Source organism: Sphingobium estronivorans, from assembly GCF_008692605.1.
Taxonomy (GTDB): Bacteria; Pseudomonadota; Alphaproteobacteria; order Sphingomonadales; family Sphingomonadaceae; genus Sphingobium; species Sphingobium estronivorans.
In genome coordinates this window covers 19,755-44,423 of the sequence record NZ_LFCT01000032.1, presented here as the reverse complement: position 1 = coordinate 44,423, position 24,669 = coordinate 19,755, and the positions used below count along the sequence as shown (strand labels likewise).

The window sequence follows — 24,669 nt, the reverse complement described above, 5'->3', positions numbered from 1 at the left end:
TAAATCAAGCGAGGGAAATGGCGTCGGACGGGGCGTAGGTGCCGAGCGCGGTGATCAGCTTGGATGAGCTGCCGTCAGCAGGTGACTGGACGGCGGCGATGGTGGCCCAGCTTGCGACGCGGCTGGGGTTGGCGCCGTTGACCTTGATCTTCAGCGCGTCGGTGGAGATGGTGTTGCCGGCATCGTCCTTGCCGTCCCAGAAGAAATTGATGTCGCCCGCAGGCTGATTGCCCAGGTCGATCGTCTTCACGACATTGCCGTTGCCGTCGACCAGATCGACAGACGCGCCGCTGGTCGCGTTGGCGAAGCTGACCTGGCCCATATATTGGCCCGCCGCATCGGGCGCGGCGATGTTGCTCTGGATCAGCATCGACTTGCCGATCCAGCTTGCCGCATCGCCCAGCCGTGAGCCGCTCATGTCCGACGCCAGATTCTTCAGCGTCTGGTTCATCTCCGCGATGCCGCTGCTGTTGGTGATGGTCGCCATTTGCGAGACCATCTGGGCGTTATCCATCGGCTCGAACGGGTCCTGCGTCTGCATCTGCGCGGTAAGCAGGCGCAGGAAATCCGCCTGGCCCATTTCAGACTTGCCCGTGCCGACATTGGCATAGGGGTTATAGACGGACAGGCCCGCGCTGTCGGTGGCTGTCGTGGTCGTGCTCATTTGCCGATCCTTATGGTTTCCATCATCAGGGATTTGGCGGTGTTCAGCACCTGCACATTATTCTGGTACATGCGGGCGGTCTCGATCATGTCGACCAGCTCCGCGCTGCTATCCACGGCCGCTTCCCAGACATCGCCATTCTTGTCGGCCAGCGGATGGTTGGGATCGTGGCGCTTGGTGGGCTGCGCATTGGTCGTGACGACATTCTTGACCTTCACGGTCGAGACGCCGGGACTGTCGGTGACGGATTCGAACACCGGCTTGATCGCGCGATAGGCGTCGGCGGCGCTGCCGGTGACATTGCCGGCATTGGCCATGTTCGACGCGGTGGCGTTGAGGCGCACCAGTTGCGCGCTCATGGCGCGACCGGCGATGTCGAAGACGTTCAGGGGACCGGAGCCGCTCATGCTCATTCTCCCTTCAGGGCGCGGGTGATGGTGTTGATGCGGCCCTCCAGGAAGGAGAGGGTCGTGCGATATTTGACGGCATTTTCCGCGAACAGCGTCTGTTCGGTGCTGAGTTCGACGGTGTTGCCGTCGAGGCTCGGCTGAAGCGGCACGCGATAGCCCATGCTGTCGTCGACGGCCTGGGACACGTCGGCGGCGGACTTGCTCTGCTGGGTGGTCGCTTCTTTCAGCGCGGACTCGAAATCGATGTCGCGCGCCTTGTAGCCGGGGGTCGAGGCGTTCGCGATATTGGACGCGAGCAGAGACAGACGCTGCGAGCGAAGCGCCAGCGCCTTTCCATGTATCCCGAACAATCCGTCTTGCAGCGACATTTTCCGTCTTCCGTTTTTTTTGGCCTGAAGGGGCCTAAAACTTCGGGTTCCTCCGCCGTTCTGAAGCCTGATGGCGTGAACCGCGGGTGATCCAGCCTGATATTCGCAAGAGCCGTGCCAATTTGCGTGGGTGACGCATCGGCAAGGCGGGAAATCGCGGAAATCCGGGGAATTGCGGAGCGCGATCGGCAAGGGCGGCAAGAATTTGCCGGGTGGTGGCAGGGCTTTGCCGCCCGCCGGGCATGATCGACGGGGGACAATGGCGATGATCGGAACAATGGCGCATCTCTTCGATCCCCTGACGTTGCTGGCGATGCTGGCGGGGATCGGCGCAGTGGCGCTGTTCCAGAATGGCTGGCGCGGCATGGGGCGGGGCTTTGCCGCCCTGGGGCCGTTGCTGCGGGCCGATCCGGCGAAGGATCGCGCGGCGGCGCGGGCGGCGATGCTGAAGATCGACCAGGTGGCGCAACTGCGCGGTCTGGCCTGCACCGACCGGGTCAAGACGGCCAATCCCTTCCTTACCGAAGCGGCGCGCAAGCTCGCCAATTGCGAAAAACCAGAACAGTTCGAGCTATGGGCGGCGCAGGCGATGGCCGACCGCGCGGAGCGGCATGGCGGCGCGTGCAAGCTCTGGCTGTCCATCGCCGATGCCGCGCCTGCTCTGGGCATGGCGGGGACGATCATCGGACTGGTCGGCATGTTCGCGGGGATGAACGATCCCGCATCGCTGGGGCCTTCCATGGCGCTGGCGCTGCTCACCACCTTCTATGGCGTCGTTATCGCCAATATCGTCGCGGCGCCGGTCGCGGCGCGGCTGGCCGACCTGTCCGAGCGGGAACTCGCCTGGCAGAAGGAAGTGGCCGACCGCATGGCGGCGATTGCGCGGCGGGAAAATGTGCCGCTGCGCCGTGCCTCGATCCGCGAGGTCGCATGAGCATCGCAACTCTTTCCGGCGCCCGGCGCAGCCGCTGGGCGATCAGCTTTGCCGATCTGCTGCTGTTGCTGCTCGGTTTTTTCGTGATGTTGCAGGCGAGCGGGCAGCGGCGCGACGCGATGCTGGCGCAGGTGCGTCAGCAATTTGGCGGGCGGGCGGTTGCTGCGGCGACGGAAATCCGGGCCGCCGACCTGTTCCTGCCGGGCGAGGCGATGCTGACGCCGGCAGGCGAGGCGCGGCTGAAGGCGCTGGCGGCGCGTTTTGCCAAAGGGCGCGCCATGGGACAGAATCGCCTGGAAATCAGCAGCCGGGGAAGCGATCCGGGGCGGCAGCGCTTTGACGGCTGGGATCTGGCGGCGGCGCGACTGGGCGCGGTGGCGCGAGCGCTGGGGGACGATGGCGTGGATCGGGACCGGCTGGTGCTGCGCGGGCTGGATCAACTCGACGGGGAAGGCGGCAAGGGGCAGGTGCTGCGCATCATGGCGGCCAGTTGAGCATTATCTGGCACGATAATTGCGTAACTGATGGTTAATCCTGTCCGCTTCATCCGGAGAGACCTGTGAATATCATGCCCAAGATCCTCCTTCTTGCGTTGTCCGTGTCGGCGTCGCAGCCGGCGTTGGCGCAGCAGAAGTTCGAGAATCTGGATCGTATCGACAGCCTGGTCGCGATGACCGTCGGCGCCAATCTGGGCGAACCGGGCGGGCCGATGGCGCCGGTGGATCGTCGCCTGCATCTGGCCGCCTGCCCGACGACGCCCAGCGTCGATGGGCCGGTGTTCGGCGCGGCTATCGTGAAATGCGACGCGCTGGGCTGGCGGATTCGCGTGCCTCTGGTCGCGGGTGGCGCGGCAGCGGCTTCGGGGCCGGTGGCGCGCTATGCGCCCGCGGCGCGGGCGGCGCCGAAGGAGGCTATCGTCAAGAAGGGCGACCCGGTCCAGTTGATGGCGGGCAATGCGGCCTTCAGCGTGTCCCGCATGATGATCGCGGATGAGGATGGCGCCGTGGGCGAGACGATCCGTGTGCGCGAGGACAAGAAATCCGCGCCGATTCTGGCGCAGGTCGTGGAAATGGGAATTGTTCGTATTCCGGGATTTAATAATTTTTGAACCCGACCGTATATAGGCTGTGCGGGACGAATGAAGGATTGGAACCATGATTAAGTCTGTCGGCCAGAATATCAGCGCCGCCATCGAGGCGGCCCGCCTGAAGGAGGGCGGCAAGACGCGTGCGTCCTCTTCGGTCGGTTCGACGGGCACGGCTTCGTCTTCGGCCAGTTCGGCCAGCCCCGCTGCCCGCATGGCGGCGGAAGGCGCGCCGGTCGACATGGACCGTGTGGCCGCGATCAAGGCGGCGATTGCGTCGGGCAATTATCCGGTCGATGCCTCGGCCATTGCCGACCGCATGTTGGCGCTCGACCTGCCGGCGGCTGGCTGAACCCATGCCGCTCGGTCTGGCAGCGCTGGATGAACTGACCGCCGCTTTCGAAGAACTGCGCGGCGTTCTCGACGGCACCGACCCGGCGGCAATCGAATCGGCGACCCGTCGGATTGCGACAGCGGCAGCCGCGGTGCGCGCGATCGGCGTGTGGCGGTCGGACGATGCGGTGAAGGATCGAATCAAGGCTTTGCAGCCTTTGATGGAGTCTTCGCGGATTCGCACCAACCTGCTGGCGGATCACGCGAATCAGCGCTTGGCCCTGTTGGCGGCGCAAGGGGCGGAAACCGCGCCATTGACCTACGGGCGCTGAAAATCATTCATTCTCCGTGGTTTATCGAGGCGCTCCTGGGCGCCTTTTTTCGTTGAGTCGAATGGGGAAAGCGCAATTATGAGCGCGCGTTAACCAAATCTTGGCACGTCACTTGCTCTAATGACCCCCGGTACCAACGGGGATTTCAGGCAACCAGTGTCGGCTTTCGCAGACATCACAGCAACAGGCGCTTCGGCGGCCAATCGCGTGACCAACGCGATTGCCATGGCCAGCCGGCGGACGGGCGTGGACTTCGCCTATCTGCTCGGCCAGGCCAAGATCGAGAGCAGCCTCAATCCCACCGCCCGCGCGACGACATCGTCCGCGACCGGATTGTACCAGTTCGTCGACCAGAGCTGGCTGGCCGTCATCGACAAGCATGGCAGCGAATATGGTCTGGGCTGGGCCGCCGATGCGATCAGCCGGGGCAGCAATGGCCGCTATTATGTGGCCGACCCGGACCTTCGCCAGCAGATTCTCGACCTGCGCAAGCATCCCGAAACGGCGTCGGTGATGGCGGCGGAGCATGCCGCCGACAACAAGAACTATCTGGAATCGAAGCTGGGCCGCGAGGCAGAGCCGGTCGATCTCTACATGGCCCATTTCCTGGGCATCGGCGGGGCCAGCAAATTCCTGGCGATGGAGAATAGCGCGCCCCATGCGACCGCCGCCTCCATGTTCCCGGCGGCGGCGCGGGCCAACCGCTCCATCTTCTACGACAAGCAGGGCAATGCCCGCAGCTTTGCCGAAATCCGCGACCGTTTTGCCGCCAAGCTCCAGAAGGGCTTCGATTCGGTCGGGACCGGCGACATTCAATATGCCGACGCCTCGCTGCCCTCCGGCGCGAAGACCGTGCAGCCCGCCGACTATGTGCGGATCGAAACCCAGCGCCTTGCGACCGCCGCCGACGTCACCGTCCGGCCGGAGCCGCAGACGGCGCGCCTCGCCTATCTCATGCTCGCCACCCTCGGAAGGTAACGGCCGACAATGACCCCTGCCCAAGTCAAAGCGAAGATCTGGATGAGCGCCGCCAAGGGCGCGGTGCTGCCCTTCGCGACGCTGATGGTCGTGCTGTTCATGATGGTGCCGGTGCCGTCGGTGATGCTGGACATCGGGTTCATCACCAACATCATGATCTCGCTGGCCGTGCTGATGGTGGCGTTGAACGCCGCCAAGCCACTGGATTTCTCCAGTTTTCCGACGGTGCTGCTGTTCGCGACCCTGCTGCGACTGGCGCTGAACGTGGCGTCGACCCGCGTGGTGCTGGTGAATGGCCATGAAGGCACCGATTCGGCGGGCCATGTGATCGAGGCTTTCGGCCATTTTCTGATCGGCGGCGATTATGTCGTCGGCATCTTCGTCTTCGCGATCCTGATGATCATCAATCTGGTGGTCATCACCAAGGGCGCGGGCCGCGTGTCGGAAGTGTCGGCGCGCTTCACCCTGGACGCCTTGCCGGGCAAGCAGATGGCGATCGACGCAGACCTCAATGCCGGGCTGCTGACGCCGGAAGAAGCCAAGGTCCGCCGCCGCGAAGTCGCGACCGAGGCGGATTTCTACGGTTCGATGGACGGTGCCAGCAAGTTCGTGAAGGGCGACGCGGTCGCGGGCATCCTGATCCTGGCCATCAACATCGTCGGCGGCATCATCTTGGGCGTGGTCAGCCACAAGCTGTCCATCGGGGAAGCCGCGCAGACCTATATCATCCTCGCCATCGGCGATGCGCTGGTGGCGCAGATTCCGGCGTTGCTGCTCTCCATCGCGGCGGCGGCCATCGTCACCCGCGTCGGCAGCGAGGACGATCTGTCGAACCAGATCACCAGCCAGTTCGGTTCGGGCAAGGCATGGATGCCGGTCGCGGCGATCCTGACTTTCCTGGGTGTGCTGCCCGGCATGCCGCACATGATCATCCTGCCCGCCGCTGCGGTTGCGGGGGGCATTGCCTGGCAGCTTCGCAAGTCGAGCCAGCGCAAGGCGGCCGAGCCGGAACCCGCTGCGCCGCCGCCCAATCCGGCGCTGATCGAATGGAACGACGTATCCGACGGCGCGGTGCTGGGGCTGGAGATCGGCTATGGCCTGATCGGGCTGGTCGACGAGCGCAAGGGCGCACCGCTGATGGCGCGCATCACCGGCATCCGCCGCCAATTGTCCAAGGAACTGGGCTTTGTCGTGCCGATGGTCCGCGTGAAGGACAATCTGGCGCTGGAGCCGAACCAGTATCGCATCACCATCGCCGGCGTCGTCGTGGGCGAGGATGAGATTTTCCCCGACGATCTGCTGGCGCTCGATAGCGGGGCGTTGGAAGGCACGGTTTCAGGGCGTGAGGCCAAGGACCCGACCTTTGGGCTGGAGGCCGTGTGGATTTCGCCCGCCAAGCGCAGCGAAGCGGTGGTCGCGGGCTATACCGTGGTCGATCCGCCGACGGTGGTGGCAACGCATCTCAACCAGTTGATCGCCATGAATGCGAGCGAGATGTTCGGTCTGGACGAAGCGCGCAAGCTGCTCGACAACCTCAAGGATGCCGCGCCGCAACTGGTCGAAGGGCTGACGCCGGGGCTGTTGAACCTCACCCAGATTTCGGCGCTCTGCCGTGCACTGCTGGCCGAGGGCATTGCGCTCAAGGACTTCCGCCGCATTTGCGAGGCGATGGTCGATGCCGCGCGGCCTGACATGACCCTCGATCAGCTGGTCGAAGCCGTGCGCCAGCGCATCGGTTCGCTCATCATTCAGGGGCTGGTGCCGGTGAAGATGCCGTTGCCGGTCATCACGCTCGACGGCGATCTCGAAGCGTTGCTGGCGCAGGCGATGCGCATGGCCGGGGATGCCCGTCATCCCATCGAACCGGCGCTCGCCAACCGCATTATCGAGGCGGTGGTCACGGCGGCCCGTCCGCTGCTGGGGCAGGCGCGCAACTTCGCCATCGTCACGTCGCCAATCGCGCGCCGCGCGCTGGCCCGTCTGTTCAAGCCACATCTGCCGGAGACGCCCGTGCTGTCTTTCCTGGAAATTCCCGATGGCAAGGGTGTGGAAGTCGTCGCCGTGGTCGGCGGCGAGCAGCGGCCCGCGCCCCGCCACGATCCCCTGCCGACTCGCGAACGCGTCGCATAAGGAGCCAAGCTCATGTTCATGAACAGGGTCGTCGCCGGTTCCGATGCCAACACCTATGGCCGGTCCGCCCATGCCAACTCGCCCGAACGGCTGGCCCGGCAATATATGCCGCTGGTGCGCAAGACCGCCTGGCATGTCCATGGCCGGGTTTCCAGCGCCATCGAGATCGAGGATTTGCTCCAGATCGGCATGGTCGCGCTGGTCGAGGCGGCCAACGGGTTCGAGGATCGGGGGCTGGGCTTTGCCTCCTATGCGCAGATGCGCGTGCGCGGGGCGATGATCGACCATCTGCGCCGCAGCGCGACGATGACGCGATCCGCCATGGCCCAGCGAAAGACGATGGCGGGCATCCGCAACCGGCTGGAACAGAAATTGGGCCGCGCACCCTTGGAAGCGGAGATGTCGGCGGAAATGGGTCTGGATGCGGCCGCCTATCGCGAAGCGGCTGACGCGTGCGAGATGGTGCAGCACACCAGCATGGATGAGGTCTATTCGGACCAGTCCATGTGGTTCGCCGATGTCGAGGACCGCGCCGACGATGTGTTGGAGCGGGAGTCGCTCAAGGTCGCACTGGCGAAATATATCGGAGAGTTGCCGCAGCGCGAGGCGCTGGTGCTTCAGCTGTATTTCGTCGAGGAACTCAATCTGGAGGAAATCGGCGCGACGCTGGATATTGGCGCGGCGCGGGTGTGTCAGATCAAGAAGGCGGCGCTGGACAAGCTGCGTGAGAAATTGCGCGACTGGGACTGAAAAGATCGGCTCAACTGTCGTTGGCCGCGTTGGAAAAGTCCTTCATGGGGGCATTGTCGAGCTGCAACTGGCGATAGCGCGTCTTCTGGTAATTCTGCGTCCGCCACCAGGGTTCCGCCACCTGGAACAGCCCGCTTTTCGCGACATGGGTGCCCAGATCCTTGCGCGCGGTGAAGGCCGCGAAGAAAGGCGCCAGCACCAGCCCCGCCACCACCGGCATGACCCAGCCCAGCGACGTCTGGGATTTGACCGCCAGCAGCGTCAGCCCCGCGCCCAGCAGGATATGCCATTTGAACAGCCAGATGGCAGGCAGGATCGCCATGCCATCGCGGTCGCGGGTCTGGCCGTTCCAACTGCTCTTGCGGCCCATCAATATGCCGAACAGGTTGATCGTCTGGGTCAGCATGCTGACCGGCGCCATCAGGATTGAGAGTGCGATGTCCGCGATCACGCCGCGCATCATCCGCACGCCCCCGCCAAAGCCGATACGCCGCGCCGGATCGGCCAGTGCCCAGAGCAGCGCCAGCAGCTTTGGCCCAAACAGCAGCACGGCGGTCAATGCCAGCAGACTGCCCGAGGGGAGGATGGCGCTGGGCGGCCAAACGCCCGCCGTTGCGCCGCCCAGCACCACCAGCATCAGCGCCAGCCAGAGCGGCGAGGTGCAATAGGCCGAGGCGCCGACGAACAGCTGGAACTTGCTGACCGGGTGCATGCCCTTGATCTTCGAGAGCAGCGGGACGTGCTGGATATTGCCCTGGCACCAGCGCCGGTCGCGGGTGGCGAGATCGGGCAGGGAGGGCGGAAATTCCTCGAAACTGTCGTCGGCCATGACGATGTGCACGTCCCAGCCGCGGCGGCGCAGCAGCGCGGCCTCGACCATGTCGTGGCTCATGATGTGCCCGCCAAAGGGTGCCCGGCCGGGCAGTTCGGGCAAGCCGCAGCTTTGCGCGAATGCCTTGGTCCGCAGGATCGCATTATGGCCCCAGAACATGCCTTCCGATCCCGACCACCAGATCATGCCAGCCGCGGAAATCGGGCCGAAGAGGCGGCTGGCGAACTGCTGCCAGCGGGCGAAGAAGGTCGAGGCGCCGACGATGCTGGGCACGGTCTGGATCAGGCCGACATGCGGATGCCGTTCCATATCGGCGGCCAGGCGCGCCATGGTCTGGCCGCTCATCACGCTGTCGGCGTCCAGCACGATCATATAGTCATAGGCGCCGCCGAAGCGTCCGACCCATTCCGCGATGTTGCCGGGTTTGCGGCCGATGTTGAGCGCGCGGCGGCGGTAATGGACGGGGCGGGAAAAGCCCTTGCGCATCTTCAGATAGGCGGCGCGCTCAATCTCGCCATTGTCGGGATTGGAATCGCTCAGGATGAAAAATTCGAAACGTTCGCCGCCCATGACCTGCGCCAGAGAGCGTTCCATCACCGACAGGCGGCCCAGCACGCCCTGAAAATCCTCATTGCAGACGGGCAGCAGCACCGCCGTGCGTCCGCGCAAGGGCGCTGCGGGGCGGGCGCGATAGGGGCGGACGCCCTGTCCCTTGCCCATGGTCAGCAGCAGGAAACCGATCAGGCTGGTGGCGAAGCCGAAGGCGATCCAGGCGAAGAGCGGGATGAAGAGGGCCAGATACACCCCCTCCCAGCCGGAAATGCCGTCCAGGCCGATGGACCGCCGCATTTCATGGGCGGCCATGGAGGCAGGCAGCAGCGCCAGCAGCACGACCAGCATCCGCCGCGCCCAGATGTCGAGGTTGAACGAACGGTGCGGCAGGTCGCGTGGAGTCGCCGCGAAATCCTGCGCGGGCATGGCCAGCCGCCTTTCGGCGGGGAGATGCTCGAACGCCGGGCCGGGCGCCGATCCGCTCGCCTTATCCCTGTTCACGCCACCCGTCGCCTTCATGCCTGTTCCGTTTTTGCCTGAAATCCGTCATTCAGAACCGCCTTCCGACCGGCTGGTTCCCGCTAGCCTGTCGTTCAGGCGCCCAGCGGGTAATGCACATATTCGCTGAACGGACGATTGCCGGACCTGAGTTGGGCGCGGATATCGGTCGGCTTGCCCCTGTCCCGACGAATATCCAGGACCATGCGGAACATATCCTTTTGATGGAGGACGGGATAGCCCGCTTTCTTGACCAGCGTGCCCCCCGCCAGATCGACCCAGATATCGGGGCGGGCTTGCGCCGGAACGCCCGCGAAATCGACCAGGAACCGTTCGACCCCGGCCTCACCCGATTGCCCGGTCCAGATATTCTCCACCGTGGCGAGGCCGGTCGAGGCGGGCGTGCGGGCCGAGGACCAGTCGAGCCGGTAGCTTGCCTCGATCCGGGCGCCGGCGCGGGTCGGCGCGGCGGGCGTCCAATAGGCAGCGACATTGTCGGTATATTCGCTGTCGGTCGGGAAGGCGTAGAGCCGGACCTGCCCGGCGCCCATCGGTTTGCGCGACGTCGCCCAGAGCGAGGGGCGCCTTTCGTAGAACACGCCGTCGTCCTGATAATGGTCGAAATTGCGATCGCGCTGGAGCAGGCCGAAGCCCTTGGGATCGCGCTCCGCAAAGACATCGACACGGGGCGCAGAGGGGTTGACCAGCGGACGGCAATGGGCGGTGCCGTCGGCGCTGGCGATGGACAGCATGTCGCTGTCATGGATTTCCGGGCGCCAGTCGGTGCGCTTGGCGCGGTCGGCCTGATCGTACCAGAACATGCTGGTCATCGGCATCAGGCCCAGTTCGGCGATCGCCTTGCGGGCGAACAGTACGGCATCGACATCCTGCCGCACGCCCTGCGCCGTCAGCGTGCTGGCGAAGCGGAAGGCGCCGGTGAGCGAGGCGCTGTCCATCAGTGCGTAAATGGTGACGCTGCTGCGCCCGGTCCGTTCCAGCCAGAAATGGGTGAAGCGGGGGAACTCCTCCTTGCCCGCGATGCTGGTGTTGATCGCGACGGCACGGGCGGAAAGGCCGAACTGCTTTTCCGCCGGTGCCCGGAAATAGGTCGCGCCCAGGAAGGACAGCCAGTCGCCGTCCCGTGCCGCGTTCATGATGCGGAAGCCGGAAAAGCCGGCGCCGGGGCCAAGCCTGCGCACCGCATTGCCAGGCGGGGCGTCGAACATTTGGGGGTCGTAGCGAAGCGGCGTTGCCCGGCCTTTTTCCACCAGCGCGATCTCGACCGGCTGCTGCACGGTGTTGCTCAACGGGAAAAGGCGGATGCCGGTGTCGTCCCGAAAATCGTTCCAGATCGTGCGCTCATCGCGGAAGCGGGCTTCGTTGGAGGCGTCATAACCGATCTTGTCCGCGCCAGGGACAAAGGGCGCCACCGCGAAGGGCGCGCGGGTCAGCCGCTGCGCGCGGGCGATCACCATGGCCCAGGAAAAGGCGTCGGCCTTGCCCTGGGCAAGGGCAGAGCGGGGAAGCAGCAGCGCTGCGCCGGTGCCGGCGATCATGGCGCGGCGGTCGATCTTGGTCATGGAACCCTGGGACATGGTGGCATCATGGGTGCGACAACCGTCAATGCAAGCGTTTCGATCCCGATCCGATCCCAAAATGCGATGAAGCCTCCGCCCGGGGGGACGGAGGCTTCGGTTTCTGGTCGTTTCATCGAAGTGTTTGCCACCGGCACGGTGGGGACCGTTAATGTGCCGGGGGCGACATGATCGGCTGTCAGGAGACCAGAACCCTCAGCCGGTCAATTCCGTGCGGCTTAGCTGATCAGCTTCAGCACGCCCTGCTGGCTCTGGTTCGCCTGGGCCAGCATCGCGGTCGAGGCCTGGCTCAGGATCTGCTGCTTGGCGAGCGCGGTCGTCTCGGACGAGAAGTCGGCGTCTTCGATGCGGCTGCGGGCGTCGGTCAGGTTGGTGACGTTCGCGGTCAGATTGTTGATCGTCGATTCGAGGCGGTTCTGGACCGCGCCGAGGTTGGCCCGAGTGTTGGCCACTGCCGAAACGCCAGCGTCATACTTGTCAAGATCAGCCGTGGTTGCGGTACCGGCGGCCGGTGTCGCGCCGCTGATGTCAGCCACGGTGATCTTCGCCTTGCCGGTCGACATGTCGACCAGATCGGTGATCGCGGCGTTGCCAGCCAGCTTGTTCGCGGTGATCGTCACGGTGTCGGACTTGCTCGCGCCCGCCTGGATCGTGATGTCGGTGCCGGCCGCGTCGAACAATTTGGTACCGTTGAAGCTGGTGTTGGTCAGCGTGTCCTTGATCTGGCCCGCCAGCTGATCCAGTTCGGACTGGATGTTGGCCTTCGACGCCAGGTCGTTGGTGCCGTTCAGGCCCTGGACCGTCAGTTCGCGCATCCGCTGCACCATATTGTCGACTTCGCCCAGCGCGCCTTCCGCCGTCTGCGCCAGCGAGATGCCGTCATTGGCGTTGCGGATGCCCTGGGTCATGCCCTTGATCTGCGAGGTCATGGTGGCGGCGATGGCGAGGCCGGCGGCGTCGTCCTTGGCCGAGTTGATGCGCTTGCCGGTCGACAGGCGTTCCATCGCGGTGCTCAGCGCCTTGTTGGCCGAAGCCGAAGAATTCATCGCCCGCAGCGCCGAGGAGTTGGTTCCGATAACAGTCATTTTGATTCCCTTTCCGTTCAATCAGGTCGCTGCCATCAGGCTGCTTGCGGCCTCGAAAGGGGATAACGGCGGCTGGAAAAAAGCTTTTAGGACCAGCGTCATTTTTTTCGAAAAATCTTTGAAAAAGCCCGGAAAATCGGACTTTTACGACGGTCTGAACGCGTTTGCATAAACAGAAATCGGCAAAAAGTTCCGGAGGAGCGGAAAAAAATTGCCGTTCTGCGGCAAGTGGTTTGCCGCATTAACCATATGCTAACCATGGTCGGGCAGTTTCAACCCATCGAAGGGGGCTGGGACGTACGGGGGTACAAGCCGGCCAAGAACATGGGGTCAAGTTCATGTCATCACTGGACGTGAGCCGAGGGGTCTGCGCGCTCGTTCCGGGCCTGCGGCACTGGCTGGAAAATGCGTTCTTCACCGTGCGCATCGTCGACGCGCAAAGCCCGCGCGAGCGGGAAGACCGCCGCGTCTTGCTGGCGACCGAAATCGGCCATGCGACCCATCGCGACATTCTCATCGCCCTGATCGACGGCGCGCCCTCGCTGGTGCCCGCCGCCAACGGCCTCCCCGCCCGCGTGGCCTTCGGCCTGGAGGATATGGGCTTTGCCTTCGCGCTGATCGCGGAACTGGCCCGCCCGGCGGCATTGCCCGCCGTGGGGGATGCGGCCAGCGCCCGGCTGATGACGCTGGCGGGGCGCGTCGCCCGCAGCGACGCCACCGTGCTCATTCAGGGCGACACCGGCACCGGCAAGGAAGGCATGGCGCGTTTCCTGCACGCCCAGTCGGGCCGGGTCAGCCACGACTTCATCGCCGTCAACTGCGCGGCGCTGCCCGAAACCATGATGGAAGCCATGCTCTTCGGTCACAAGAAGGGCAGCTTCACCGGCGCGGCCAACGCGTCGGAAGGGCTGTTCCTCGCGGCGGACGGCGGCACGCTGTTCCTCGACGAAATCGCCGAACTGCCGCTCGCCCTTCAGGCCAAGCTGCTGCGCGCGCTTCAGGAAGGCGAAGTGCTGCCCGTGGGCGCGACTCACCCGGTTCCGGTCAATGTCCGCATCGTCGCGGCCTGCAACCGCAACCTGGCTGCCGAGGTCGCCGCCGGGCGTTTCCGCGAGGATCTCTACTGGCGGCTCAACGTCATGCCGCTGGAATTGCGCCCGTTGGCCGAGCGGCCGGGCGACGTGACCGCCATCGCCGCCGCCATGCTGCTGCGGCAGCAGGATTTCGTCTGGCCGACCGCCGATGCGCTGGCCAAGCTGGCCGCGCATGTCTGGCCGGGCAATGCCCGCGAACTGGGCAATGTGCTTCAGCGCGCGGTTGTGCTGCGCGATGGCGACCGCATCGATGCCGACGACCTGCACATCACCGGCGCCCCGCAACTGCGCGTGGTGGAACAGCTCCTCGCGCCCGCCGAGCCGATCCGCCTGCGTGACGTCGCCCATCATTCGAAGCTGGAGGCTGTCCGCGCCGCACTGCGCGAGACGGATGGCCATCGCGCCGCCGCTGCCCGCAAGCTGGGCATTTCCGAACGCACCTTGCGCTATCGGCTCGCCGAGATGCGCGAGCTGGCCGCGGCTTGAAGGGGGACTAGGGCATGTCCGGCATCTCTCCGACCGACAGCGTGATGGCGATCCGCAACGCCATCCTTCAGAAGAACGCCGCGCTGCGCGACGTCGCCCAGACCGGCACTGTCGGCACGGGTTCGGCGGTCGGCACCCACGGCGCCACCGCTCCTGGCGGCTTTACCGATGCGCTGAAATCGGCGCTGGAGCAGGTCAACGGCCTGCAAACTCAGGCGGGTGAAGCAGCCGCCTCGTTCGAACGGGGGGAAACCACCGATATTGCCGGGGTCATGCTCGCCAAGCAGCAGGCATCCGTCAGTTTCGAAGCCACCCTTCAGGTCCGCAACAAATTGTTGTCCGCTTACAAGGACATCATGAGCATGCCGGTGTAATATGAGCGAGAACGCACTTTCCACTCACGTTGGCGGCGCTGCCGCTCTCCCCGCCACCAGCCCCGCCTCGTTCGGCGGCGCGAAGGGCATGGATGCGCTGAAGGCGCGCTTCACCGGCTTCATCAAGCAGCCGGCGGTGGCGAAGAGCCTGCCGCTGCTGGGCCTGCTGGGCGTCGTCGCGACGGCCGGGGCCGCCTGGCTGGCGCTGCGCGAGCCGCCACAGCGCGACCTGTTCCGCGCCCTGCCCGATGCCGACAAGTCGGCGGTCGCGCAGGTGCTGGATCAGAGCGGCATCCGCTACGACTTCGATAACAGCGGCGGCATGACGGTTGGCGAGGGCGATTATTTCAAGGCGAAGATGATGCTCGCCGCACAGGGCCTGCCCAAGAGCGCGCCCGACGGCAACAGCATGATCGACAGCCTGCCCATGGGCGCCAGCCGCGCCGTGGAAGGTGAAAAGCTGCGCTCGGCCCGCGAAATGGACCTCGCCCGCACCATCGAAGCCATCGACAGCGTCGAGAGCGCCAAGGTCCACCTCGCGGTCGAGCCGCCGAGCGTCTTTCTGCGCGAACGGTCCAAGCCCTCCGCCTCGGTGATGCTGCGGCTCGCTTCGGGCCGGTCGTTGACCGACCAGCAGGTGAGCGCCATCGTGCATCTGGTCGCTTCCTCGATCCCCGAACTGAACCCGGAGGATATTTCGGTCGTCGATCAGAATGGCCGCCTGCTCAGCAACAATGACAGCAATGCCGCCGATGACCGCCAGATCGCCATCCAGACCCGGATGGAGGATCGCTATCGCCAGTCGGTGATCGCGCTGCTGACGCCGATCCTGGGCGCCGGCAAATTCTCGACCGAGGTGCATACCGAACTCAACTTCGCCGAGCGTCAGGCGACCCGTGAAACCTATCCGCAGGACGAGGCGCGCCTGCGCACCGAAACCGGCAGCTGGCAGTCCGATCCGCGTGGTCAGGGCAATGGTGGCGAGGCGAGCGGCATTCCCGGCGCGCTGAGCAACCAGGCGCCGGTCAACCCGACCGTCACCCAGACCAATCCCAATGGTCAGGCTGTCGCTCAGGGCACCGCCAGCGCGCAGACCGCTGCCCAGCCCGGCACGCCGCCCAATCCGCTGATGAAGACGGAAGAGACCTTCAACCGCAGCTTCGAACTGGGCCGTGAAGTGTCCGTGACCAAGGATGCCATTGGCACGGTGAAGCGGCTCTCGGTCGCCGTTGCTCTCGACAATGGCCCGGACGGCAAGCCGCGCTCGGCGCAGGAAATCGCCGCTCTGGAGGCTTTGGTGAAGGGCGCGGTCGGTTTCGATCAGGCCCGTGGCGACGTGGTGGCCCTGTCCTCGCGCAGCTTCGCCAGGGAAGAGGAAGTGAAGGCGCCCTGGTATGAAGCCGAATGGGTGTCGCCGCTGGTGCGCAACGTGTCGGCGCTACTGGTCGCGCTGCTGCTGATCTTCGGCATCGGTCGTCCGCTGCTGAAGCGCCGCGCCGCTGCCCAGACCGCCGCCGCCGAGCAGACCGCCGCCGAAGGGCAGAAGATCGGCCGCGAAATCTCGACCGAGATTGGCCGTCAGGCGACGGTCAATCCTGACGGCTCGACGCCAGTGACGCTCGACATGATCTCGTCCACCTATGATTACGCCCAGCGCGCCGACCTGATCCGCAATTTCGTGAAGCAGGACCCGGATCGTGCCGCCCTCGTCGTCCGTGACCTTCTGAAGGAAGGGAAGAAGGAAAATGCCTGAGGTCGCCGAAGCCGCCAAGGCGCTCAAGGGCAGCGCCGCCGCTGCCGTCCTGCTGATGCTGTTCGACGAGGATGAAGCCGCGCAGATCCTCTCCCGCCTGGAGCCGGAGGAAGTCCGCCAGCTTGGCTATGCGATGTACGATGTCGCGGACGTCGCGGTCGAGGAAGTCAACGAGGCGCTCGACCATTTCGTCACCAAGGCGAAGAAGCGCACCACCATCGGCTATGGCGCGACCCGCCATATCCGGGGTGCGATGACCAAGGCGCTGGGCGAGGAGCGGGCCGAGAACATGCTGGCCCGCATCACCCCGCCGACCCGTTCGACCCAGCTGGAAATGCTGAAGTGGATGGACGGCAAGGAGATCGCCGCGCTGATCGAGGCGGAGCATCCGCAGATCATGGCGATCGTGCTCGCCCATCTGGAGGCGCCGATCGCCGCCGATGTGCTCCAATTGCTGCCGACCGAATATCAGGAGGAGATCGTCTATCGCATCGCCACCCTCGGCCCGGTGTCGAACGAGGCGCTGGATGACCTGGAACAGCTTTTGCTGCGCGGCAACATGGCCAAGAAGCAGGGCGGCGCGTCCCAGCGCGGCGGCACCATCGAGGCGGCGGCGATCATGAACAATGTCCGCAAGGACAATGAGCAGCGCATCATCAAGGCGCTCGCCAAGCGGGACAAGATGGTCGCCCAGACGATCGAGGAGGAGATGTTCGTCTTCGACAACCTCATCGACATGGACGACAAGAATCTGGGCACGCTGATGCGCACCGTCGACAGCGCCGTGCTGGTCGTGGCTCTGAAGGGCGCGAACGACATGCTGAAGGCGAAGATCTTCGGGTCGATGTCGGCGCGTGCGGCGCAGGCCATTTCCGACGAGATCGACGAGCGCGGGCCCATCCGCCTGGCCGAAGTGATCGACGCGCAGAAGCTCATCATCGCCACCGCCCGCCGCATGGCCGATGCGGGCACCATCATGTTGGGCGGCAAGGGGAACGACTTTGTCTAAGCTGTGGGCCAATGCGGATGTTGCCAGCGTGCCCCTGGGCGGCGTGGCGCATGTCAAGAGCGGCGGGTTCCGCAGCCTGTTCAATGAGGTTCATGCCGCGCCGGGCCAGGCGGTTCATGACAGCGTGCCGGAAAGCGAGGAGGATATCCTCGAACAGGCGCGGATCGAAGCCTTTGCCATGGGTTTCGATGAAGGTTGCCGCGTGACCGGCGAGTCCGCCAGCGCCGATGGCGAGGCGCGCCAACGGCTGGCCGAGGCGCTGGAGCTGCTGACGCCCGCGCCCAGCGGCATGCTGTCCACCATGCTTTCCGCCACCGTGGTCCGGCTGGTCGAGCAGATCGTCGGCGAGGTCGAGATCGACATTGAGCGGCTGGTCCAGCGCTGCGACAGCGTGGCCGCCTTCATCGAGGAGAATGAGGACAAGAGCGCGCTGCACCTGCATCCTGATGATGCCGCGTTGCTGGAGGGTGAGGCGGTCGGCGTGAAGCTGATCGCGGACCGGGATATGCAGCGTGGCTGCGTCCGGCTGGAAACCGCTGACGGTTGGGTCGAGGATGGGCCCGATGTGCGCCTGTCCCGCCTGCGCGCCTTGCTTGACGATATGGAAGGGAAGGCATGATCCGCGCCGCGCTCGCTCAGGCGGAAACGCTGTTCGACCATATGCAGGTGCAGAATCGCCAGCCGCGCCATGTCGGGCGGCTGGTGAGCCATGATGCGGGGATGCTGGAAGTCACCGGCTTCCGTCGCCCCATCGGTGCCGGCGCGCGGGTGATCGCGGCGGATGGCACGGTCTGCCGGGCCGAGGTCGTGGGCTTTCGCGGCGACAAGACCCTGCTGGTGCCGCTGGATGCCGACGCGCCGCTGGAGAATGGCGCGCGGGTGGAACCGGATTCGCAGGCGACCATGGTGCAGGTGGGGGACGGGCTGATCGGGCGGGTCATCGACGCCATGGGCCAGCCGCTCGACCGCAAGGGGCCGATCATCGCGGGCGGGTCCTGGCCGCTCAACGGGGTCAAGGGCAATGTGCTGGACCGGGGGCGCGTGACCGAGCCGTTCGATCTGGGCGTGCGGGCCGTCAATGCGCTGCTGACCGCAGGACGCGGCCAGCGCATTGCGATCATCGCCGGGTCGGGCGTCGGGAAGTCGGTGCTGATGGGCCAGATGATCGCCGGGGCCGAGGCCGACATCGTCGTCGCGGGCCTGATCGGTGAGCGTGGCCGCGAGGTCAGCGACTTTCTGGAAACCAAGCTCAAAAATTCGATGCACAAGAGCATCGTCGTTGCCGTGCCCGCCGATCATCCGCCGGTGCTGCGCCTGCGCGCGGCGGCGCGGGCGACGGCGATTGCCGAATATTTCCGGGCGCGGGGCAAGAAGGTGCTGCTGCTGATCGACAGCCTGACGCGCTGCGCCCATGCCCAGCGGGAAATCGGCCTCGCTCTGGGCGAGCCGCCGGCGATGAAGGGCTATCCGCCCTCCGCATTGGCGCTGATCCCGCGTCTGGTCGAGCGGGCGGGCGTCGACGCGCGGACCGGGGGGTCGATCACGGCGCTTTATACCGTTCTGGCCGATGGCGACGACACGGACGATCCGATCGTGGATGCGGCCCGCGCCATCGTGGATGGGCATTTCGTGCTGTCGCGCCATCTGTCGGAACAGGCGATCTTCCCGGCCATCGACATCGGCAAGTCGCTGTCGCGCGTCATGGCCGATGTCGTGCCGGAGGAGCATCGGCTGGCTGCTGCTGCCTATCGGCGCCTCTGGGCCGCCTATGAGGAAAATCGCGACCTGATCCTGATGGGCGCCTATCGCCCCGGCAACGATCCGGTGATCGACGAGGCGGTGCAGCGCCGTCAGGAAATCCTCGACTTCATCCGGCAGGATCAGAAGAGCTTCATCGACCTCGACACCAGCGCCAACGCCCTGATGGCTGAGTTCGGCGCGTGAAGGGAGAGGTCGACCGCCGCCAGCGCGTGCTGCGCGTCCGCCATGTGCAGCATGCCATGGCGGTCGCCGAAACCGCCCGCGCCCGCGACGAGGCGGAGGGCCTCGCCCGCAATGTCGAGCGGCTGCGCAATGTGCGCAATGATCTTTTTCAGGGGCAGGTTTCTGGCCAGGGCGTGGCAACTGGCGCGAATTTTGCAGCGATGCAGGAACTGGCGGGCCGTCTGGAACAGGCGGGGCGTCAGTTGGATGGTGCGCTCTACGATGCGCGCCGCAAGGTGGAGGTCAAGGAAGGCCTGAGCCTCGCGGCCAATCGGGATCGCGAAATCGCCGTGAAGCTGAAGGACCGCGCCCGCGCGGATCTGGAGGAATGGCGGGAAAACAAGCTCGCGGCCCTGCCGCGCTATCGCCGGATGCAGAGGACAGGAGATGTCTGACGTGAATATGATGACCAGCCTCAAGGCGCTGCTCTTTTCGTCGGCCTCGACGCAGCTTTCGCCCTCGGCTGCTCCGGGCGTGTCCGCGCCGCCGACGGGCGAAGGGGTGGATTTTGCCGCCCTGTTCGGCGCGGTTGGCGACATGGGGGAGGCGACCGCTGGCGCCGCCTTGCCTTTGCCCCTCCCGCAGACGGTGGATGGTGATGGGACGCAAGGCGCGGGTGCAGCGGCAATCGCGACTTTGCCGTTGGGCACGGCGCGGATGCTGGGTGCGCTTCAGGCCCGGACGCCCATCCCCTTGACGGTCCCGCTCGACCCGGCGGCCGATGGCATTCCCGCGCCGACGCCCATGCCACTCGTAGAGGCCTCCGCAGAAGCGCCGGTCGAGCAGCAGCCCGTGATGGTTCCTTCTCCGGTGATGGCGGCTCTCGCGCCCGTCGAGGAACCGCTTCCCGGCCCCACCAAGGCTGCGCCGAAACCGGAAGGCGGGGCGCTGCCCGTGCCGCCGAATCCTGACGTCGTGACGGCAAAGGCTGAACCGGACAGGCAGGACGACGGCGAGGTCGAGGACCGCGACGACCAGCGCGCCGATGCCGATCCGGCGCCCCAGCCGCTTGCGCTGGCGATGCCGGTGACCGTGCCGCCAGCCGTGGTCGCGGTGCGGGATCAGTCCCTGCCGCCCCCGCCGCAGGGGCAGAAGGAACGGCTGGTCCTGGTCCCGTCGATGCCGCCGCTGCCCCAGGCGCCCGTAGCGGCGCCTGTGCCTGGGCCGGTCGCTTCGGGCGACACGCCGCTGCCTGCCGAGCGTGCGCCTGCCGCTCCGCAAAATATGCCGCTTTCCAAAGCTGTCGACGATTCCTCGCCTGTGACGGCGCAGGCGGTTCCCGTCGCCGCCTTTCAGCCTGGGAAGGCGGAGCGTGCGGCCGCGTCGAACGCGGCATTGCCGATACCGCCGTCCATGCCTGCCGGTCCGGCGCCCGTTCCGGCCACCGCCGGGCCTGTCAGCCCGTCGGTCGCCGTGCAGAAGCAAGCTCCCGTGCCAGCGGTTTCCCCGGCGAGCGCGCCATCCGTGGACGATCCTCTTGCGGATCAGCCCGTCTTAGCTGAGGCATCCGCCGCAATTCCGCCAGCCGCGAACCGCAAGGCCAAGCCGGTCAAATCCGAAGCGCTGTCCCTGTTGCAGCTTGTGCGCGAACAATTCGGCCAGCGCGTCCCGGCACAACGCTCCGGCGAGACCGTTGCCGGCAGCGGCAAGGCCGATCGCTTGGTGGAGCGCGGGGACATCCTGCCCGTGTCGGCACCGACCGGCGACCAGCCGCCTATCGCCAGCCAGCCCGCTGCCGTGCAAACCGCGCAGCCGGGGCCGCAAATCACGGCCCAGCCGGTGGTCGACCTGTCCGCCAGCCTGGGCGCGCAGGTGGTCGACATGGGCGTGTCGGGCCAGTGGATCGACGGTCTGGCCCGCGACATAGCGGGGCTTTCCGCCAATGGTGCGCAGGGCCGGTTCCAGATCAATGCCGACCGGCTTGGTCCGGTGCAGGTCGACATCCGCCAGGGCAGTGACGGCGCGGCGGTCAGCCTGACCGTCGCCAATGAGGCCGCGGAAATGGCGCTGCGTCAGGACAGCGACCGGCTGCGTCTCGATGCCAGCCTCTCGGCGGTGCGCATTTCCGAGGTGAAGGTCGAGCGCGCCCCTCCTGTCGCGGAAGCGGCGCGGACTGACAGCGCGAACCCGCAATCGTCTCAGCAGCAATCCTCGCAGACCGCCCATGGCTGGGCCCATAACAGCCAGAATATGGCGCAGTCCCAACAGGGTCAGGCGCAGGGGCAGGGCCGCTGGCAAGGCCGCGAAAATAGTGCCTTTGCCGCTAAAAATTCCGGCGATCCGGCCGTTCTTAACCATGACGACACGCGCCGGGCGGGCAATGACGCCGTGCGCGCGCGCTATGCCTGATTAAGACGGGGGACCGATTTTCATGAGTGACGACGCGAAGCCGAAGAAGAAAAAGGGCGGGGGCATGAAGATGATCCTGCTGATCGTCATTGCCATGGTGGTCGGTGGGGCCGGCGCGGCGGGCGGGCTCTATGCCGCCGGTTTCTTCAGCCACAAGGAAGAAGGGCCGAAGGAAGACCCGAACAAGCCCGTGCTCGTCCTGGCGGGCGAAAGCGCGGAAGAAGTCGCCAAGGCCCATGGGTTTAGCGGCGGCGGGGAGAAGGAAGGCGGCCATGGGGGCGGCGGCGGGGGCGGCAGCAGCCACGTGCCCTCCGGCATCCACATCCCGGCCAAGGGCATCGACCTGCCCACCCCGGCCAATCCGGCGGCCTATCAGGCGACCTATTTCCAGCTTCAGACGCCCTTCACCTCGAACATGTCGGACACGGACGCGTTCGCGCAGATCTCCATCGCCATTTCGACCTATTACGACATTCGCGTGGTCGAGGCGATCAAGACCCATGAGATGGCGATTCGCAGCCAGGTGCTGATGATGCTGGCCGAACAGCCGGTCGAGACGCTGTCCACCCCGGAGGGCAAAAGGGCGCTTCAGGGCAAGATCAAGACCATCATTAACGACATTTTGAAGCAAAAGACGGGCTATGGTGGCGTCGATAACGTTTATTTTACCAATTTCGTTATTCAATAGGGCTGCCTGAACGCGTGGGACGTCCCTCGCCCGTGACGGCAGGGGACTGAAATGACCGACGTTCAAGCCTACGCCCTCGGGCGGGGGGAATCGCAGGCGCCGCTGATGCTGTCAGGGCTGGACCGGCTGGGCGAAAAGCTCGGCCGGCGTCTTCGTGCCTTGATCGAGCCGATTGCCGGGGTGCGTCCGCTTGTCACCGCGCGGGACGCCAAGGCGCTGGAATTCGGCGCATGGAGCGTCGATGTGCCCGCTTCCTCCAGCATTGGCGTCTATCGCCTCGCGCCGCTCAAGGGGCAGGTGCTGCTGCGGCTGGACGCGGCGATGATCTCGACCCTGGTCGACTGTTTCTACGGCGGCATCGGCAACCGGCCGCTGCCCGCGCGCGGCGAGTTCACGCCGACCGAAGACCGGCTGATCGCCCGCATTTCCGATGCCTTCATGGCCCGGCTGGTGGAATGCTGGGCTGACATGCTGACGGTCGAACCGGGGTTGATCGTGCGCGAGACGGGCGTGGGCTTCGCCGCCGCCGCGCAGCCGGGCGAGCAGATGGTGCTGCAACGCTTTATCCTGAGCATCAGCCGAGAGCATGAATGGCCGATCGATCTGTTGTTTCCGCTGGCCGGACTGCGCGCCGTCGAGCCGCTGATGGGGGCGAAGGTTCCGGTCGATGACGAACGCACCGATCCCGTCTGGCAGGCGCGCATCGCCACGCGGATGCGCGACATCCGCCTGCCCGCCCGCACTGTGCTGGCGCGTCCCAATCTGTCTCTGGCCGAGTTGATGCAGCTCAAGGCCGGGGACGTCATTCCCGTGACCATCAACCGCAGCCTGCCGCTGATCGTGGGCGACCGCATTGTCGCCCATGGTTCCATTGGCGAACAGGACGGCCGCGCCGCATTCCAGATTGAAAAGCTTGCACAGGAACCCGGACAATGAGCGATATGAGTGAAGCCCCGCGCCTCGACAATGGGGGTGAGGACAGCATCAGCCGCATGGTGAACAACCGGCAATTTCGTCTGCTGGCGGACATTCCCGTCCGCATGTCGGTGGAGGTCGGGTCGACCTCGCTGCGTCTGGCGGAGGTCATGGACCTTGCCGAAGGCAGCGTGGTGGAACTGGACCGGCAGGCCGACGATCTGCTGGACATCATGGTCAATGGCGCGCTGATCGCCAAGGGCGAGGTGGTGACGGTCAATGGTCGCTACGGCATCCGCATCGTTGAGATCGCGGCGACCGAAACGCGGCTTGCCGGTGTCGAACGGCGCGGGTGAACGAATTACCGCTTGCCTTGCGCGCCAACATTGGCAGACCGCGTGACGGATTAACCATCATCTCGAAAGCCCGTTCATGATCTGGTACTTCGTCAAGCTGCTGATCTTGTTGCCGCTGGTGGGGGGCATGGCCTTCGGCGCGCTGTGGCTGTGGCGCAAATATCAACCCGGCATGATGGCCGGGCAGAATGACCGCTCCCTCAAAGTGCTGGAAGCCTTGCCGATGGGGACGTTCGGCAAGCTCGCCGTGGTGGAGTTCGAGGGGAAGAAAATCCTGCTCTCCGTGACCCGTGGCCGCATTGAGAAGATCGCGGAAGGCGACCCCTATCGTGCGCGCTGAACGGCTTCTGATCGGCGGCCTGGGTCTGGCCGCCGCACTGCTGCTGATGGAACCGGCGTTGGCGCAGACGGTCGCGCAGGCCGCGCCCGTCGACAATGGCGGCGCGCTGACGAAGGCCATGGGGCAGATTTCGGGCGATGGCCGTTCGCTGTCGCTGAGCCTGCAAATCCTGATCCTGATGAGCCTGCTGACGGTGCTGCCGTCGCTGGTGCTCATGATGACCAGCTTCACCCGCATCCTCATCGTCCTGTCGCTGCTGCGTCAGGCGCTCGGCCTGCAACAGACGCCGCCCAATCAGGTGCTGGTCGGGCTGACCCTGTTCCTGTCGCTGTTCGTGATGCGGCCCTATGTCGACCAGATCAACGCCCAGGCCTTCGATCCCTATGGCAAGGGGCAGATTTCCATTGAGGAGGCGGTGGGCCGTTCGGGCAAGGTGCTGCACGGCTTCATGACCAAGCAGACGCGCGAGACCGACCTCAAGCTGTTCGCCAATCTGGCTGAGGCGCCCGCGTTCAGGTCGCCCGCCGACATCCCCTTTTCGATCCTGCTGCCTGCCTTCGTGACGTCGGAACTGAAGACCGCGTTCCAGATCGGCTTCATGATCTTCCTGCCGTTCCTCATCATCGACCTTGTCGTGGCCTCCACGCTGATGGCGCTGGGCATGATGATGCTGTCCCCGACGATCATCTCCATGCCGTTCAAGCTGCTGCTGTTCGTGCTGGTGGATGGCTGGGCGCTGACCATGGGATCGCTGGCCGGCTCCTTCGCAACATAGGC

Annotated in this window: 27 protein-coding genes; 21 read left to right on the top strand and 6 right to left on the bottom strand. The window is 65.6% G+C overall.

Going from position 1 to position 24,669, the window contains the following annotated elements:
• Positions 1-4 precede the first annotated feature (4 nt).
• The 3 genes from F7P65_RS19595 to flgB are packed head-to-tail and all read right to left on the bottom strand — an operon-like array spanning position 5 to position 1,442.
• On the bottom strand, positions 5-664 hold the full coding sequence (locus F7P65_RS19595; RefSeq protein WP_150294808.1) for a flagellar hook assembly protein FlgD: 660 nt from the start codon (positions 662-664) through the stop codon (positions 5-7).
• Positions 661-1,071 carry a flagellar basal body rod protein FlgC gene (gene flgC / locus F7P65_RS19590; RefSeq protein ID WP_150294806.1) on the bottom strand — a complete coding sequence of 137 codons (411 nt, stop codon included), beginning with the start codon at positions 1,069-1,071 and terminating at the stop codon, positions 661-663. The genes F7P65_RS19595 and flgC overlap by 4 nt, the downstream gene beginning before the upstream one ends.
• Before the next feature lie 2 nt (positions 1,072-1,073).
• Positions 1,074-1,442 (bottom strand): flagellar basal body rod protein FlgB, encoded by a 369-nt coding sequence (flgB, locus tag F7P65_RS19585; RefSeq protein ID WP_150294804.1) that lies wholly within the window; start codon positions 1,440-1,442, stop codon positions 1,074-1,076.
• 265 nt (positions 1,443-1,707) lie between these two features.
• On the opposite strand from flgB, the gene F7P65_RS19580 reads away from it, so the two are divergent.
• The 8 genes from F7P65_RS19580 to F7P65_RS19545 all read left to right on the top strand — a co-directional run bounded on the left by F7P65_RS19580 (position 1,708) and on the right by F7P65_RS19545 (position 7,983).
• Positions 1,708-2,376: a MotA/TolQ/ExbB proton channel family protein gene (locus F7P65_RS19580; RefSeq protein WP_150294839.1), complete on the top strand. Its 669-nt coding sequence runs from the start codon at positions 1,708-1,710 to the stop codon at positions 2,374-2,376.
• Complete coding sequence (locus F7P65_RS19575; RefSeq protein ID WP_150294802.1) at positions 2,373-2,870, top strand: flagellar motor protein MotB; 498 nt, start codon at positions 2,373-2,375, stop codon at positions 2,868-2,870. The genes F7P65_RS19580 and F7P65_RS19575 overlap by 4 nt, the downstream gene beginning before the upstream one ends.
• 74 nt (positions 2,871-2,944) lie before the next feature.
• A complete protein-coding gene (locus F7P65_RS19570) occupies positions 2,945-3,484 on the top strand; it encodes a flagella basal body P-ring formation protein FlgA (protein WP_150294801.1) in 540 nt (179 codons plus the stop codon).
• 46 nt (positions 3,485-3,530) lie between these two features.
• Positions 3,531-3,812, top strand: coding sequence for a flagellar biosynthesis anti-sigma factor FlgM (flgM, locus tag F7P65_RS19565; RefSeq protein WP_150294800.1), 282 nt, complete (start codon positions 3,531-3,533; stop codon positions 3,810-3,812).
• Positions 3,813-3,816: 4 nt separating this feature from the next.
• Positions 3,817-4,125, top strand: a complete 309-nt coding sequence (locus F7P65_RS19560) for a hypothetical protein (protein WP_150294798.1) — start codon at positions 3,817-3,819, stop codon at positions 4,123-4,125.
• 156 nt (positions 4,126-4,281) lie between these two features.
• On the top strand, positions 4,282-5,103 hold the full coding sequence (locus F7P65_RS19555) for a lytic transglycosylase domain-containing protein (protein WP_150294796.1): 822 nt from the start codon (positions 4,282-4,284) through the stop codon (positions 5,101-5,103).
• Positions 5,104-5,112: 9 nt separating this feature from the next.
• The gene (flhA, locus tag F7P65_RS19550) at positions 5,113-7,233 is read left to right on the top strand and encodes a flagellar biosynthesis protein FlhA (protein WP_150294794.1); all 2,121 of its coding nucleotides are present in this window, start codon (positions 5,113-5,115) and stop codon (positions 7,231-7,233) included.
• 12 nt (positions 7,234-7,245) lie between these two features.
• Positions 7,246-7,983: a sigma-70 family RNA polymerase sigma factor gene (locus F7P65_RS19545; protein WP_150294792.1), complete on the top strand. Its 738-nt coding sequence runs from the start codon at positions 7,246-7,248 to the stop codon at positions 7,981-7,983.
• Positions 7,984-7,993: 10 nt separating this feature from the next.
• On the opposite strand, the gene mdoH is transcribed toward F7P65_RS19545, so the two are convergent.
• The 3 genes from mdoH to F7P65_RS19530 all read right to left on the bottom strand — a co-directional run bounded on the left by mdoH (position 7,994) and on the right by F7P65_RS19530 (position 12,545).
• On the bottom strand, positions 7,994-9,886 hold the full coding sequence (mdoH, locus tag F7P65_RS19540) for a glucans biosynthesis glucosyltransferase MdoH (protein ID WP_150294790.1): 1,893 nt from the start codon (positions 9,884-9,886) through the stop codon (positions 7,994-7,996).
• Between the two features lie 74 nt (positions 9,887-9,960).
• Complete coding sequence (locus F7P65_RS19535; RefSeq protein WP_150294837.1) at positions 9,961-11,445, bottom strand: OpgD/OpgG family glucan biosynthesis protein; 1,485 nt, start codon at positions 11,443-11,445, stop codon at positions 9,961-9,963.
• Positions 11,446-11,678: 233 nt separating this feature from the next.
• Entirely contained in the window at positions 11,679-12,545 is an 867-nt protein-coding gene (locus F7P65_RS19530) for a flagellin N-terminal helical domain-containing protein (protein WP_150294788.1), read from the bottom strand.
• 338 nt (positions 12,546-12,883) lie between these two features.
• On the opposite strand from F7P65_RS19530, the gene F7P65_RS19525 reads away from it, so the two are divergent.
• From F7P65_RS19525 to fliP, 13 genes are all read left to right on the top strand, one after another.
• Positions 12,884-14,125: a sigma-54 interaction domain-containing protein gene (locus F7P65_RS19525; RefSeq protein ID WP_150294786.1), complete on the top strand. Its 1,242-nt coding sequence runs from the start codon at positions 12,884-12,886 to the stop codon at positions 14,123-14,125.
• 14 nt (positions 14,126-14,139) lie between these two features.
• Complete coding sequence (gene fliE / locus F7P65_RS19520; RefSeq protein WP_150294784.1) at positions 14,140-14,499, top strand: flagellar hook-basal body complex protein FliE; 360 nt, start codon at positions 14,140-14,142, stop codon at positions 14,497-14,499.
• A 1-nt stretch (position 14,500) separates the two neighbouring features.
• Positions 14,501-16,252: a flagellar basal-body MS-ring/collar protein FliF gene (gene fliF / locus F7P65_RS19515; RefSeq protein ID WP_150294782.1), complete on the top strand. Its 1,752-nt coding sequence runs from the start codon at positions 14,501-14,503 to the stop codon at positions 16,250-16,252.
• Entirely contained in the window at positions 16,245-17,261 is a 1,017-nt protein-coding gene (gene fliG / locus F7P65_RS19510; RefSeq protein WP_150294780.1) for a flagellar motor switch protein FliG, read from the top strand. Before fliF ends, fliG begins: the two co-directional genes overlap by 8 nt.
• Positions 17,254-17,880: a FliH/SctL family protein gene (locus tag F7P65_RS19505; protein ID WP_162854717.1), complete on the top strand. Its 627-nt coding sequence runs from the start codon at positions 17,254-17,256 to the stop codon at positions 17,878-17,880. Before fliG ends, F7P65_RS19505 begins: the two co-directional genes overlap by 8 nt.
• On the top strand, positions 17,877-19,205 hold the full coding sequence (locus F7P65_RS19500; RefSeq protein WP_150294777.1) for a FliI/YscN family ATPase: 1,329 nt from the start codon (positions 17,877-17,879) through the stop codon (positions 19,203-19,205). Before F7P65_RS19505 ends, F7P65_RS19500 begins: the two co-directional genes overlap by 4 nt.
• Positions 19,202-19,639, top strand: a complete 438-nt coding sequence (locus tag F7P65_RS19495; protein ID WP_150294775.1) for a hypothetical protein — start codon at positions 19,202-19,204, stop codon at positions 19,637-19,639. Before F7P65_RS19500 ends, F7P65_RS19495 begins: the two co-directional genes overlap by 4 nt.
• Positions 19,632-21,593: a flagellar hook-length control protein FliK gene (locus F7P65_RS19490; protein WP_150294773.1), complete on the top strand. Its 1,962-nt coding sequence runs from the start codon at positions 19,632-19,634 to the stop codon at positions 21,591-21,593. The genes F7P65_RS19495 and F7P65_RS19490 overlap by 8 nt, the downstream gene beginning before the upstream one ends.
• A gap of 22 nt (positions 21,594-21,615) precedes the next feature.
• On the top strand, positions 21,616-22,281 hold the full coding sequence (locus F7P65_RS19485; protein ID WP_150294771.1) for a flagellar basal body-associated FliL family protein: 666 nt from the start codon (positions 21,616-21,618) through the stop codon (positions 22,279-22,281).
• A 51-nt stretch (positions 22,282-22,332) separates the two neighbouring features.
• Complete coding sequence (locus F7P65_RS19480; protein WP_150294769.1) at positions 22,333-23,217, top strand: flagellar motor switch protein FliM; 885 nt, start codon at positions 22,333-22,335, stop codon at positions 23,215-23,217.
• The gene (fliN, locus tag F7P65_RS19475) at positions 23,214-23,552 is read left to right on the top strand and encodes a flagellar motor switch protein FliN (RefSeq protein ID WP_150294767.1); all 339 of its coding nucleotides are present in this window, start codon (positions 23,214-23,216) and stop codon (positions 23,550-23,552) included. Before F7P65_RS19480 ends, fliN begins: the two co-directional genes overlap by 4 nt.
• A 76-nt stretch (positions 23,553-23,628) precedes the next feature.
• The gene (locus F7P65_RS19470) at positions 23,629-23,892 is read left to right on the top strand and encodes a FliO/MopB family protein (protein WP_150294765.1); all 264 of its coding nucleotides are present in this window, start codon (positions 23,629-23,631) and stop codon (positions 23,890-23,892) included.
• Positions 23,893-23,938: 46 nt separating this feature from the next.
• Positions 23,939-24,667 carry a flagellar type III secretion system pore protein FliP gene (gene fliP / locus F7P65_RS19465; RefSeq protein WP_240334401.1) on the top strand — a complete coding sequence of 243 codons (729 nt, stop codon included), beginning with the start codon at positions 23,939-23,941 and terminating at the stop codon, positions 24,665-24,667.
• Positions 24,668-24,669: the final 2 nt, after the last annotated feature.